The following is a 12,503-nucleotide window of genomic DNA, read 5'->3' on the forward strand; positions in this document are numbered from 1 at the left end:
TTACGAAATATTATTATATGATAGGAGGACTTCATGGTCGCAACTGAGTTGAAGCGCGCATTACCTAGTGAAGGGTTTTGTGATCTAAGATATCAAGAATATGAGTTAACAACGATAAAAGGAACAAAAAAAGAGATTGATACAGTCGCCGTCATCAAAAAAACAGGCGGAAACGTTCGAGTACTTACTGGAGGGGGCTTTGGTAGCTTCTGTTTTACGGATACTACTGACTTACCACTTGCTTTTAAGGAAGCCAAGTATGCCAGTGATCTGATCAAGGGAAATAAAGCGCTTGATCAATATGAAGTCAACGTTGATACCATTACAGTACATCCTGAGCTTGACCCTAGAACGATAGATATAAGTGATAAGCGTGCCTTAGTTGCGCACTATATTGACCTTTTTATGTCATATGATGAAATCGTCAACCTTGAGACAGAGTATTATGAGCAATTTACAAATACATTGATTCTTAACAATAAAGGTACCGAGGTACGCCAAGAAGAACTAATCTTAGGCATCAACTTTAGAATCACTTCTAAAAGAGGAGATTTAACTCAAATCACGAGATTGTCTTTTGGTGGTGGTGAAAACTATAAGGATCTCCTTGATAAGGAGGATGAAGTTCACGCAAAAGCCAAACAAACGATTGATCTCCTCGATGCTGAACCGGTTGTTGGTGGTAATTATGATGTGGTTTTAGACAGTGATGTAAGTGGCTTGTTTATTCATGAAGCATTTGGTCACTTGAGTGAGTCAGATAGTTTGATTGGCAATGAAACACTTGCAAAAACCATGACTTTGGGATCTGAATTTGCCTCTGAGATCTTTAATGTTATAGATGATCCTACACTTGATGGCTATCCAGGTAGTTACACTTATGATCATGAAGGGACTAAGGCAAAGAAAACGTACCTTATAAAAGAGGGAAAATTAAGCGGTAGATTACACTCGATGGAATCTGCAAGTCAGTTAGGCGAGATACCAACAGGACATGCGCGTGCTAAGCATTTTGGTTTCACACCAATCGTTAGAATGGGAAATATTTATATCGATAAAGGCAAAAGCACTTTAAATGAAATGATTCGATCAATTGATAATGGACTTTATTTATTTGGATCTGCTGGTGGTCAAACCAGTGGGGATACTTTTACCTTTGCTGTACAAGGCGCATACAAAATTGAAAATGGTGAGTTAACACATATGGTAAGAGATTTGGCCCTTACGGGACACCTTTTTTCAACACTAAAGAACATCGAAATGGTTGGTGATGAACTTTCATTTTCTAGATCAGGTGGTTGCGGTAAAGGTGGACAGATTCTAATCAAATCAGGTAAGGGATCAGTTCCAATCAAAATCAAAAACATGGGCATTGGAGGTAAATAATGAAACCGTTAATAGAAAAAGCGCTTAAAGTGAGCGATGCTGTAGAGGTTTATGAACGTCGTGTCTTTAGTACTTCAGTATCCATGCTTATGGGTGAACTCAATAGCATCGATGGTGAGAAGAAAACTGAGATTTCACTCAGAATCATCAAGGATGGGAAAATGGGTGCTGCGATAGCAACTGATATTGAAGATGAAAGTCTGATAGACCGAGCTTTAATCTCACTTGAACATCAAGGAAAATCTGCTGAGCCATTTGAGGTGCACGAACCAGCTCAAGTACTTTGTTATTCAGAGTTGGTCAGCGAGCTTTCTACTGAAGATTTGGTCCACCAAGTACAAGTTTTAAATGATAGAGTTCAGAGATTAGATGCAAATGTGAAGTTTGGTATAGAAGTAAATAAAACTTTATCTGAAATTCATATGGAAAACAGCTCGGGATTTAATGGTAGCTATAAGAAATCGATCTATGATTTAGGCGTCTTTACACTTAATGAAAAAGGCTTCTACAATGCAAGTTTAGAAAAAACAGGATGTGATTTCTCCGATATTACAGATGAGGAATTAAAAGGCTTATTAGAAAAGCACCATCTTGAAGCTCAGCCAGTAAGTCTTGAGAATGAAAAATTACCAGTCATCCTAAGCGGTAGTGTTATGGGTGCAATGATGCTTCGTGTACTAGGTGGTGTCAATGGTGGTAATGTCATTAAACACATCTCACCAGTAGAAAACAAGTTGGGTGAGAAGGTGTTCTCAGAAAACATTACCATCAGAGATGATGCGACACATGCTTATGGCGTCAACACTATGGCATTCGATGATGAAGGAACAACTGCTCAAAATACTTTGATTTATGAAAATGGTATACTCAAAAATTATCTTTTGAGTCAGTCGCATGCTAAGAAATTAAATGGCAAACCTACAGGAAATGCCATCAAAAGAGCCTTGTTTTCTAAGGAAATTGAAGACGCACCTACCGTATTTGAAACTAACTTGATCGTCGAAGGCAATAGTATACCAGATGAAGCACTTATAAAAGGAATTAAGCGTGGTTTGTTAATTACAGGTGTTATGGGGGCACACACAGGCAATATCATTCAGGGGGAATTTTCGCTTAATGTTTCTTCTGGTTTTTTAATCGAAGAAGGTAAACTCGTCGGTAAAGTTAAAGGCGCTATGATTGCTGGTAATATCTACGATATGTTTAAAGATATTGAAGCAGTTGGGACAGCACTTGAGCCAATGAGAGGTATATTCTATCATATGGGTTATTCGCCAATGGTTAAGTTTGGCGGGGTAAACATAGTAGGGAAATAAATAATAAAGTGACCATAAGAAAAGAGATGTTTTAAACGAATTAAGTTTAAACATCTCTTTTTATATGATTGGAGTCAGATATAAAATTGTTTATAATAACTTAAGCTATTTAGAAGTTAATGGTTATTATTCATATATAATTATGGTTACTATTATTCATATATAATTTTCGTAATGGTGAGATTTTGTGTTTCAAACATATTGATATACCCCGCATCGCTGGTATCTAGCTTACCATGCTTAAAGAGACGAATGACAGGGCGAAGTGGGTAAGACCTATTATTTTTAAGCACAACTGCTTTTTGATTGTTCGATAATAATACATGAGTACCTGCTGGATATGGGATAATGCATCTAGAAAATGCATTTGCGAGGTTAAAATCAAACAATCTACCTGCGTTTCCCATAATATATTCAAGTGCTTCATTATGTGGATAAGCGTTACGGTAGGGTCTATCCGATGTCATAGCATCATAGACATCCGTTAACATCAATATTTTAGCCAGCGGGTGAATTTCATTTTCTTTTAAGCCATTTGGATATCCTGAACCATCGATCCTTTCGTGATGCTGCATAACAATGGTTTTAATATGTGCATTTAAATTAGTATTATTGGCTAATATATCATAACCAATCTTTGGATGCTCTTTTAAGAGCTTCCAATGCTCTAGTGTTAAAGGATCATCGCTTTCAAAGATTTCCTTTGGTAAATCCTTATAACCGATATTTGCAAGAAGAGAGGCGATGGCAACGTTTTTCATATCCATCATAGACAAACCCATTTTAACACTGAGCATGATGGAGAGAACTGCGGTATTAATCGCGTGCTCGTACTGATAATGACTGTCTGTCTTTATGTCCATGATAGAAATCGTTAAATCAGTTGAATTTAATATTTCATCGATAAGGCTTTCAGAGACTCGATCGATACTGCTAATGAGTTCACGACCTGAATCACCGTATACAAGTTGCTGTTTTTGTTTGTTTAGCTCTTGATAGAAAGTGTCCATACAGTCTTTAACATCTGAAATAGCACGTTTTCTAAGCTCTGGATTAATAATATCCTTTACTTCTTCTTCTAGGTAAGCTTCTTCTTCAGCATTCTTAATATAAAGTGACTTAAAGCCCATATTTTTTATGCGCTGAGTCGTTTTATCATTTAGCGTCGCATTTTTCTTTAAAAGTATTTGATTGTTAAGGTTAACTAAGTTTTCAGCTAACACTTCATCTTCTGTTAAGTTATCTAAAGGTTTAAATCTCATAGGATGTCCCTCTGTTGGTTATATAATTAAAATAATTCTATAAAAATTATACGGCATAAACTCTGTTAAAACAATTAACAAGTTATAAAATTTATACCCAAAATATAGAATAATTCAACAAGTCCGTGTAAAATCAACGTTACACAGGTATTAAAATTCTTTTAAAAAAAGGTTGTTCGCATATAGTAAGTTTATATTATATGATACAATATTGGGGACACTTAAAGCAGTAATACAGGAAGGAATTAAAATGCAAAACACTATGGATTTACACACGCATACCATTGCTAGTGGTCATGCGTACAGTACTTTAACCGAAAATTTAAATGCAGCAAGAGAAAAGGGACTTAGAATTGTTGGGATATCTGATCATGCACCTGCTATGCCAGGTAGCACACATGAATATTATTTTAGTAATTTAAGGGTAATTCCTGAATATATTGATGGTATTAGAGTCTTAAAAGGGGTAGAGCTTAACATTTTAGATGGAGAAGGGAATATCGATCTGGATGAGAGAAGCTTAAGTTTCTTAGATTATGCCATTGTTAGCTTACATCCACCTTGTTTTGAAGGCGGTGATGCCAATTTTAACACAGATGCGATATTAAAGGCATGTGACCATCCGCTAGTGAAAATCATAGGACATCCAGATGATTCAAGATATCCACTTGATTATGAACGCCTTGCAATTGGTGCAAAGGAGAGAGGTGTATTCATTGAGGTGAATAACAGTTCGCTTTCTCCAAATGCATTTAGAGAAAATGCGAGAGAAAATTATCTTGAGCTTCTATCATTTTGTAAGCAGCATGAGGTTATGATTATTATTAACAGTGATTCGCACTTTCATCAGTACATCGGAGAAGATGGGTTTGCACAATCTATTCTTGCTGAGGCAGAATTTCCTGAACATTTAATTGCGAATTATACTAAGACTGAGGAAGTGGCCAACTGGTTGTCCGTATTTGAAAAAAATCGACGTTAACCGTCGATTTAGAATTCAGATTCAAAACTTTCTTTTTCTTTTGATTTGAAGAAATTTACACCATTTCCTCTAGGAAAAGAACCGCCAGCAGCAAGTTCGAAGTGCAGTTTAGCAATACCAAGATCGACCAAATCAGTTGCCTTCTTATCAGGTGTGTGAATACTGAGAGTTCCTTCTCTTAGTTCAAGATAGACAGGTTGTGAATTTACCGCTGACGGAGCTAGCATGATTGATTTTATCCCTGCTGACATCCAATCCGGTAATTCTGAAAGATCTCGATTGTTGATAAAACGTTCGAACGGCTTTGATTTTCTGTGTGATAAAGAGCGGATGATTTTTTCTTTTGTAGTTGCTTCAGAAGGGCTTATGCCGATTGGAATAACGCAAATGAGTGATTCACTTTCATCACATTTGAAAATTGGCTCTGTTTTATCGAAAGTACCAGCGACCCAACAGGTGCCTAGTCCTAGTCGCGTTGCTTCAAGCACAAGTCTTTCTCCAAAATAGCCACATTTCTCTTTTAGGTATATATCTGAAGTTGCACCTTTTAGTACAATTAAAGATTTTACTCCTGAAAATAAACCATAACTTTTACGCAAACCGTTAAATGCACGACCGGCATCTTCAATCAGCTGAATGCTCAATCCGGACTCGTGGTTGTATGCAACTATCTTTTCATTTAAATGGGACATAAGGTCTTTTGATAATGATTGACCATCAAACTGACGTCTAGAGATTCTTATTTTTATTGCATTGATTTCATCCATTTTATAAGTCATATTTATACCTCATTTCTGTATAAGAGAATAGCATAAATTTGTTAATTGGTAAACTATATATAATTGGTCAAAAATAGGAGGCATTATGAAAAAACTCATATTAAAATGGATTATTGCAGCTTTAGCCATCTATGCGACGGGATATGTCCTCGATGGTTTCACTATAAGCTCGCCAGAAGCAGCTATAATTGCTGCATTTGTTTTAGCGGTACTAAACGTGTTTTTAAAACCGATCTTAAAGATTTTAACATTTCCAATCACTTTACTTACTTTAGGCTTGTTTTTATTTGTAATTGATGGGGTATTACTTTTAATATTAGATCAATTTATAACCGGTTTAGCAATAGATGGCTTTGTTAATGCTGTGATTGCTTCAATTGCAATTTCATTGATTACAATGGTACTAAATGTCGTATTTGGATTAAACAAAGATTGATGTAATGAGAGGATCTATATGACACACACCGTCTATTTAGCTGAGATAATCAACTCGGAACTCAAAAATCAGGATTATAAATCTATAAAATATCCGAATACGGTTCCTTTGATTCAACATTTAAGTCGGTTTGAATTTACAAATCGCATTACAATTATATGTGGAGATAACGGAAGTGGAAAGAGTACATTGATTAAGGGCATAGCGGAACAGCTTGGCGCATATAAAATTGATGGGCTAAGTTATCAGACGGATGTTCGTTTATATGACTTTCTACAGCTGAAAACACGTAGAAAACCGAAACGTGCATTTCACTTTACTGGTGAGGATTTTATCAGATATATTGAATGGCTTGAAAAGACAAAGCAGGAATCTCGTGAAGCGATCGATGAAATCAATGAGAATTATGGAGCGGATTCCTATAGTGCGATGCTTGCGAGACAGCCACACGAAAGAACAATAGGCGATATCAAGCATATGTACGAAGGGAGTCTATCTCAACAATCTCATGGTGAAGGCTTCTTGAACTTTTTTAAATCTCGGTTAATTAAAGATGGATTGTATCTGATCGATGAGCCAGAGAGTGCACTTAGTTATGAAAATCAATATGTGATTTCCATGCTGATAAGAGAGGCGGCCAGCGAAGGTGCACAATTTATTATTGCGACGCATTCACCTATCATTACTGGTATACCTGAGGCTGATCTCTTTGAGATTAAAGATGGGAAATTGATAAAGACAGACTATGACAGTTTAGAAAATATCCAGTTTTTAAATCTATTTATAAGAAAACGTAAGTATTTGTTTGAATGAAGTACTATATGTGAGGTGAGGGGATGCAATCTGGTCTTTATATGAATTTGATTTGGACAATAGCTGTTTTTGCAGTAATTTATATTTCCAAAAATTTAATTCTTAGAACCATCCATAACAAGTGGTATCAAACCGACCGTTATTTTAAAGTAAAGCGTGTAATCAATACCATCGCTTTCTTAATGGTGTTGATTGCGCTCGCTTTGATTTGGGTGGATACAACCGGAAGTGTATTAACTTTTATAGGTCTGTTCTCAGCTGGTCTTGCACTCGCATTAAAAGAGTTGATTTTAAACATCGCTGGATGGATGTACATTTTGCTTAGACAGCCTTTCTTTGTTGGTGATCGAATAGAGATATCAGGCATAAAGGGTGATGTTATCGATCAAAATATATTCAAATTTAGAGTAGTAGAAATAGGTAATTGGGTTCATGCTGAACAGAGTACAGGAAGGATTGTACACATTCCGAACTATAAAATTTTTACGGATCCACTTGCCAATTATTCGCTTGGGTTTGAGTATATTTGGGATGAGCTCAGTGTTTTGATTCCCTTTGAAATGAACTGGCAAAAGGCAAAAAAAGTCATGCAAGGTGTCCTGGAAGATATGACTGAGGACTTTTCGGTAGACATGCAAAAGCAAATTAAAAAGACCTCGCGCAAGTACCTAATTTACTATAATAATTTGACCCCCATTGTCTATACGGATGTCATAGATAGTGGCGTAAGGCTGACGATGAGGTATGTTTGTAAGCCTAAGGATCGAAGAACAGTTAATGAAAAGTTATGGGAAGCTCTATTAATTAAGTTTGAGAGTGAATCTGATATTGATTTTGGATATACCACAATTAGACGCGTATAATTTTTACCCTTACTTAAATGAAAATTTAAGTAGGGGTATTTTTATGAAAAAATTAAAGCGTTTTACCTTAATGATACATCAAAAACATATATTTAGTTTAAATATTGATGTATAGTATAATAAACATGCATACACGGAGGAAAGTATGAGGAAATATTACGTTATTACACATGGCGCCATGGCAAATGGCCTAGCAGACACGATAAAAATGCTGATTGGAGATAAAAAGTCCATCACGCCGATTGCAGCTTATATGAGTGATTTATCACTTGAAGAAGAAGTTTTAGAAGTTGTTAATGACATTGAGTCTGAAGTTGAAGTGATTGTATTTACTGATATCGCGCATGGCAGTGTAAATCAGTTTTTTGTTCCTTATTTAAAGTATGCCAATTTTCATCTTATTACTGGAATCAACTTGGCAATTGTACTATCCGTAATGCTTTTAGATTCTGATGAGCCAATTTCAAGAGAAAGTATTCTAAGGGAAGTTGAGTTCTCTAGAGAACAAATTATTTATATGAACACGCATATTATTAAAATTGATGATGCGGATGAACTGTAACTCAACCCATTAAATACGATAAGAAAGAGGCTAAAAGTGTCTATTATACACGTGAGAATTGATGATCGTTTGGTTCACGGTCAAGTTGCAATGATTTGGACCAATGTATTGAGTGCGACTCGTATTATGGTTGTAGATGATGAAGCATCTAAATCAGATATAAAAAAAATGTCTTTAAAATTAGCGACACCAAATGGCGTAAGCCTTTCTGTGTTGACGATAGAGGCTGCTTCAAAGCGAATTCATGAAGGCGTATATGAAGGTCAGCGCGTCCTCTTGGTTATCAAATCGCCTGAGAATTTACTAAGATTGATCAAATCTGGCGTCGATATCACTGAAGCTAATTTAGGTAATCTTACAGCAAAGGATGGATGTCATCATTTTAGCAATACAATTATCATGAATGATGAACAGGTTAATGTCTGTAAACAGTTGAGAAAGCTAGATGTAAAGCTGACGATGCAATTACTACCTTCGGATGATGACTCGGAAGTGATCATATGATTGATCAACTTGGAAAGCGTGAAATACTGATAATCAAGCATCTAATCAATGCGAAAAAACCTTTAAGTAGTGATATCTTAGGTGTTATTCTCGGTACTTCTCCTAAAACCATCCGATCAAGTATGACCTTTATTGGCGAAATACTTAAAATCGCAGGCGGCGCAAAAATCATTTCTAAAACTGGGAGTGGTTATGCGATAGAAGTAGAGGATGAAAACGAGTTTAGGGTATTCATGCAGACGTTTAATGCCAAATATTTGGATGCCTACTGGATTCCAACACATACCTCTTCACGAGTAGCCTATATTATGAGAAGACTGCTAATGGCGCGTGAACACATTAAAATGGAACAATTGATGGAAGAGCTTTACGTCAGTCGAGTCACCTTATCGAAGGACCTAAAGGAGGTAAGAAAACTACTTGTAACCTATCATTTGAGACTTGAGCATCGTGCCAAATATGGACTTATGATTATTGGCAGAGAATTTCATATCAGAGTTGCTTTGGTAGACTATCTTGATGTAGATGAGGATGCCAATACATCCATACATTATGATGAAAGAACCCTTTATCTTAAAGATCCTAAAATGCTAAATGATGAAACCATTCGTGCATTGATAGAATATCAAATTTCAATTTCAAATAATTCGTTACGTAAAATTATAAAATACATGATTGTTACTGAGTACAGACTTAAGAGCAAGCACTTTCCAGTTATTTTGCCAGATGACTTTGTCAATATAAAGCAAAAAGTAGAATATACGGTTGCTACTAAAATCGTAAATGCGTGTGCATTAAACTGGAATGAAGACGAAATCGGACTACTTGCAGTCCTTTTTATTTCAAGAAGAAACATAATGAAAAATGAAGCTTTTTCGTTTCGATTGGACACACAAGCAATCGCTTATAGTGAGGGGATTATCCAGTTTTTAAATGAATCGCTGTCAATTGATTTATCTGAGTTTGACTCCTTTAGAGATGAATTGGCAAAGCATCTCAGAGGCATGATCTATAGAATTACCTTTGGTATAGAAAAAAGAGATGTGGGAATCTTGGAAAGCAAAGGGAGTAATCCTGCATTTGAATATGCAGTTGTCGCTTGTAAATGGTTGAGCGAGATATTGAATCAAAGTATTCAAGAAACTGAAATTGCATTTTTATCCTATCGATTTTATATGTTCTATAGACTTTTAACAACAAAAGAAAAATCGAATGTTTTGATTGTACTATCTAGTGGCAAGAATGCTTCTGATTTATTTATATACGAGCTTCTAGGGAATTTTGGAACTTTTATTGAGACTGCTGATGCTGCGGAGTTTTATGAGATTCCCTTTATCAATATGGAAAAATACGACCTAATATTAACCGATATTCCTGCGATACAATTCAATGTAAGCATACCCGTTAAGCGGGTAAACTATATATTCGATGACAATGATCTTCAGAAAATAAAGAGCTTTTTTGTGCATTCTCAAATCAATTCGGAACAATTCCTGTCTTATTTTTCTGAGGCACATTACTTTAGAGAAGTGGACTTGGAAACAAAAGAAGAAGTAATTGAATATATGCTTCAAAGCATGTCCATAGAGGATGTAGATACCAGACGAAAAATTCTTCAAAGGGAAAAGACTTCTTCTACTGAACGTGGCAACAGTGTGGCGATACCACATACCAATTATTTGTTTATTGAGTCACCTAAGATTGCAATTTGCTTACTAAAAAAACCGATCATCTGGCATAGAGAATACTGTCAATTGGTGTTTTTAGTGCTAAATGGCAAGCAAGAGAAAGAACCCTTTATCGCTCTTAGCATCGCTAAAGCGGCAACTGGTAATATACAATTTGTTTACGATATGATTCGAACTAAGAATTTTAAAGAAGCGCACGAGGTTCTTGAAACGTTTATTGAATCATTTGAGTTATATTAATAAAGTATGGGGAAGGAGTTTTGAAATGATTAAAGGGATTGCAGCATCAAAGGGTTATGCGATTGGTAAAATTAAAGTGATGCGTCACATAGAGTGGACGGTAGATTTAACGCCTGCAGTTGATTGCGAAAAGGAGTTAACTGAACTTAAGAAATCTGTTGAAGCTTCAAGAGAGCAATTGAAAGCAATTAGGGATAATACGGCAAAAAATATAGGTGAACATGAAGCAATGGTTTTTGATTCACATATGATGTTTTTAGACGATCCTGAGTTTGTTGGTGCTATGGAAGAAGCAATCAAATCAGAATCGAAAAGAGCGGTTGCTGCGGTTGAACAAGTTAAGAATTTCTTTAAATCTATGTTTGAACAAATGGACAATGCTTACATGAAGGAACGAGCAGCTGACATTGTGGACGTTTCCAATCGATTAATTAAAAACCTGCTTGGACTTCCAACAGATAACGGTAACCTAGAACCGAACACCATTATCGTAGCGCATGATTTAACACCTTCAGACACAGCTCAACTAGATAAGACAAAAGTAATTGGTTTTTTAACCGATATCGGTGGCACAACTTCTCATAGTGCAATTATGGCTAGAAGCCTAGAAATATGTGCAGTTGTCGGATTGGGTGATATCACTGATAAAGTAACTGATGGGATGGTTTGCATCATGGACGGTGTTAAAGGTGAGGTTATTTTAAGTCCGTCACATTCACAAATAGAAGAATATGAAGCACTTGCGGAAGCTTATAGAAAGAAACGAGAAGATTTAAAGAAATACAAAGACATTAAGCTTTCATATAAAGATGGTAGAGAAATTTTAGTTGCTGGTAACATTGGTTCTGTTAAGGATTTAGATACGGTTATTGAAAATGGTGCTGACGGTATAGGTTTGTTTAGAACTGAGTTTGTCTTTATGGATCGTGCTTCAGCACCTACAGAAGATGAACAATACGAAATTTACAAAACGGTCGCTGAAAGAATGAGCGGTAAGCCAGTTGTGATCAGAACTTTAGATATCGGCGGTGATAAGCAAATCGATTACCTAGAAATGGAACCAGAAATGAACCCATTCTTAGGCCTAAGAGCCATTCGCTTGTGTTTTAAGTATGTCGATTTGTTTAAAGCACAAATCAGAGCCCTATTAAGAGCAAGTATACACGGTGATGTTAATGTTATGTTACCAATGATTGGCGCTGTAGAAGAAATCAAACAAGCCAAAGCAATCATAGAAGAATGTAAAGCAGAGCTTAGAGCTGAAGGAATTGACTTTAATGAGGAGATGCCAGTGGGTATTATGATTGAAATACCTGCAGCAGCGGTTGCAGCTGATATATTAGCTGAGGAAGTTGACTTCTTTAGTATTGGAACCAATGATTTAATCCAATATACTCTTGCAGTTGATAGAATGAATTCTAATATTTCTCATTTATACAATCCTATGAATTCATCTGTATTAAGATTAATTGAAATGACGATAAAAGCTGCTCATAACGCAGGTATTTGGTGTGGTATGTGTGGTGAAATGGCTGGGGATTTACGAGCAACAGAAGTATTGCTCAGTATGGGCTTGGACGAGTTTTCTATGTCTGGATCATCTATTTTAGATGTAAAAGAGAAAATTTTTACGCATTTAAAGTAGAACACAATTAGTGATAAATTCGATTAA

The 12,503-nt window shown here is 35.9% G+C and carries 12 protein-coding genes; 10 read left to right on the forward strand and 2 right to left on the reverse strand.

The genetic code is table 11. The features are described 5' to 3' along the window. Positions 1 to 33: 33 nt before the first annotated feature. Together AC4PID_RS16470 and AC4PID_RS16475 are read left to right on the forward strand one after the other, a co-directional pair. Positions 34 to 1,386 (forward strand): TldD/PmbA family protein, encoded by a 1,353-nt coding sequence (locus AC4PID_RS16470; protein ID WP_492133082.1) that lies wholly within the window; start codon positions 34 to 36, stop codon positions 1,384 to 1,386. Next, entirely contained in the window at positions 1,386 to 2,702 is a 1,317-nt protein-coding gene (locus AC4PID_RS16475; protein ID WP_492133083.1) for a TldD/PmbA family protein, read from the forward strand. The genes AC4PID_RS16470 and AC4PID_RS16475 overlap by 1 nt, the downstream gene beginning before the upstream one ends. 152 nt (positions 2,703 to 2,854) lie before the next feature. Here the strand turns inward: AC4PID_RS16475 and AC4PID_RS16480 are convergent, their stop codons facing one another. After that, entirely contained in the window at positions 2,855 to 3,964 is a 1,110-nt protein-coding gene (locus tag AC4PID_RS16480) for an HD-GYP domain-containing protein (protein WP_492133084.1), read from the reverse strand. Positions 3,965 to 4,214: 250 nt separating this feature from the next. On the opposite strand from AC4PID_RS16480, the gene AC4PID_RS16485 reads away from it, so the two are divergent. Next, positions 4,215 to 4,946 carry a phosphatase gene (locus tag AC4PID_RS16485; protein WP_492133085.1) on the forward strand — a complete coding sequence of 244 codons (732 nt, stop codon included), beginning with the start codon at positions 4,215 to 4,217 and terminating at the stop codon, positions 4,944 to 4,946. 8 nt (positions 4,947 to 4,954) lie between these two features. On the opposite strand, the gene AC4PID_RS16490 is transcribed toward AC4PID_RS16485, so the two are convergent. Beyond that, a complete protein-coding gene (locus AC4PID_RS16490) occupies positions 4,955 to 5,725 on the reverse strand; it encodes a nitroreductase family protein (protein WP_492133086.1) in 771 nt (256 codons plus the stop codon). 85 nt (positions 5,726 to 5,810) lie between these two features. Here AC4PID_RS16490 and AC4PID_RS16495 point away from each other — a divergent pair, with 85 nt between their 5' ends. From AC4PID_RS16495 to ptsP, 7 genes are all read left to right on the forward strand, one after another. Continuing rightward, the gene (locus AC4PID_RS16495) at positions 5,811 to 6,161 is read left to right on the forward strand and encodes a phage holin family protein (protein ID WP_492133087.1); all 351 of its coding nucleotides are present in this window, start codon (positions 5,811 to 5,813) and stop codon (positions 6,159 to 6,161) included. Between the two features lie 18 nt (positions 6,162 to 6,179). Beyond that, positions 6,180 to 6,974, forward strand: a complete 795-nt coding sequence (locus AC4PID_RS16500) for an AAA family ATPase (protein WP_492133088.1) — start codon at positions 6,180 to 6,182, stop codon at positions 6,972 to 6,974. Positions 6,975 to 6,997: 23 nt separating this feature from the next. Next, complete coding sequence (locus AC4PID_RS16505; protein ID WP_492133089.1) at positions 6,998 to 7,837, forward strand: mechanosensitive ion channel family protein; 840 nt, start codon at positions 6,998 to 7,000, stop codon at positions 7,835 to 7,837. Between the two features lie 145 nt (positions 7,838 to 7,982). Continuing rightward, entirely contained in the window at positions 7,983 to 8,399 is a 417-nt protein-coding gene (locus tag AC4PID_RS16510; protein ID WP_492133090.1) for a PTS sugar transporter subunit IIA, read from the forward strand. Positions 8,400 to 8,435: 36 nt separating this feature from the next. Then, positions 8,436 to 8,903, forward strand: a complete 468-nt coding sequence (locus tag AC4PID_RS16515) for a PTS sugar transporter subunit IIB (protein ID WP_492133091.1) — start codon at positions 8,436 to 8,438, stop codon at positions 8,901 to 8,903. Next, a complete protein-coding gene (locus AC4PID_RS16520; protein WP_492133092.1) occupies positions 8,900 to 10,831 on the forward strand; it encodes a BglG family transcription antiterminator in 1,932 nt (643 codons plus the stop codon). The genes AC4PID_RS16515 and AC4PID_RS16520 overlap by 4 nt, the downstream gene beginning before the upstream one ends. Before the next feature lie 25 nt (positions 10,832 to 10,856). Further along, positions 10,857 to 12,476 carry a phosphoenolpyruvate--protein phosphotransferase gene (ptsP, locus tag AC4PID_RS16525; RefSeq protein ID WP_492133093.1) on the forward strand — a complete coding sequence of 540 codons (1,620 nt, stop codon included), beginning with the start codon at positions 10,857 to 10,859 and terminating at the stop codon, positions 12,474 to 12,476. Positions 12,477 to 12,503: the final 27 nt, after the last annotated feature.

The sequence above is a fragment of the Fusibacter sp. QWL-12 genome, assembly GCF_058683495.1.

What these genes read in the sequence shown, in the direction of transcription:
- AC4PID_RS16485 (WP_492133085.1), top strand. Translation starts at nt 4,215, where the DNA reads ATGCAAAACACTATGGATTTACACACGCATACCATTGCTAGTGGTCAT.
- AC4PID_RS16500 (WP_492133088.1), top strand. Translation starts at nt 6,180, where the DNA reads ATGACACACACCGTCTATTTAGCTGAGATAATCAACTCGGAACTCAAA.
- AC4PID_RS16470 (WP_492133082.1), top strand. Translation starts at nt 34, where the DNA reads ATGGTCGCAACTGAGTTGAAGCGCGCATTACCTAGTGAAGGGTTTTGT.
- AC4PID_RS16510 (WP_492133090.1), top strand. Translation starts at nt 7,983, where the DNA reads ATGAGGAAATATTACGTTATTACACATGGCGCCATGGCAAATGGCCTA.
- AC4PID_RS16495 (WP_492133087.1), top strand. Translation starts at nt 5,811, where the DNA reads ATGAAAAAACTCATATTAAAATGGATTATTGCAGCTTTAGCCATCTAT.
- ptsP (WP_492133093.1), top strand. Translation starts at nt 10,857, where the DNA reads ATGATTAAAGGGATTGCAGCATCAAAGGGTTATGCGATTGGTAAAATT.
- AC4PID_RS16505 (WP_492133089.1), top strand. Translation starts at nt 6,998, where the DNA reads ATGCAATCTGGTCTTTATATGAATTTGATTTGGACAATAGCTGTTTTT.
- AC4PID_RS16475 (WP_492133083.1), top strand. Translation starts at nt 1,386, where the DNA reads ATGAAACCGTTAATAGAAAAAGCGCTTAAAGTGAGCGATGCTGTAGAG.
- AC4PID_RS16480 (WP_492133084.1), bottom strand. Translation starts at nt 3,964, where the DNA reads ATGAGATTTAAACCTTTAGATAACTTAACAGAAGATGAAGTGTTAGCT.
- AC4PID_RS16490 (WP_492133086.1), bottom strand. Translation starts at nt 5,725, where the DNA reads ATGACTTATAAAATGGATGAAATCAATGCAATAAAAATAAGAATCTCT.
- AC4PID_RS16520 (WP_492133092.1), top strand. Translation starts at nt 8,900, where the DNA reads ATGATTGATCAACTTGGAAAGCGTGAAATACTGATAATCAAGCATCTA.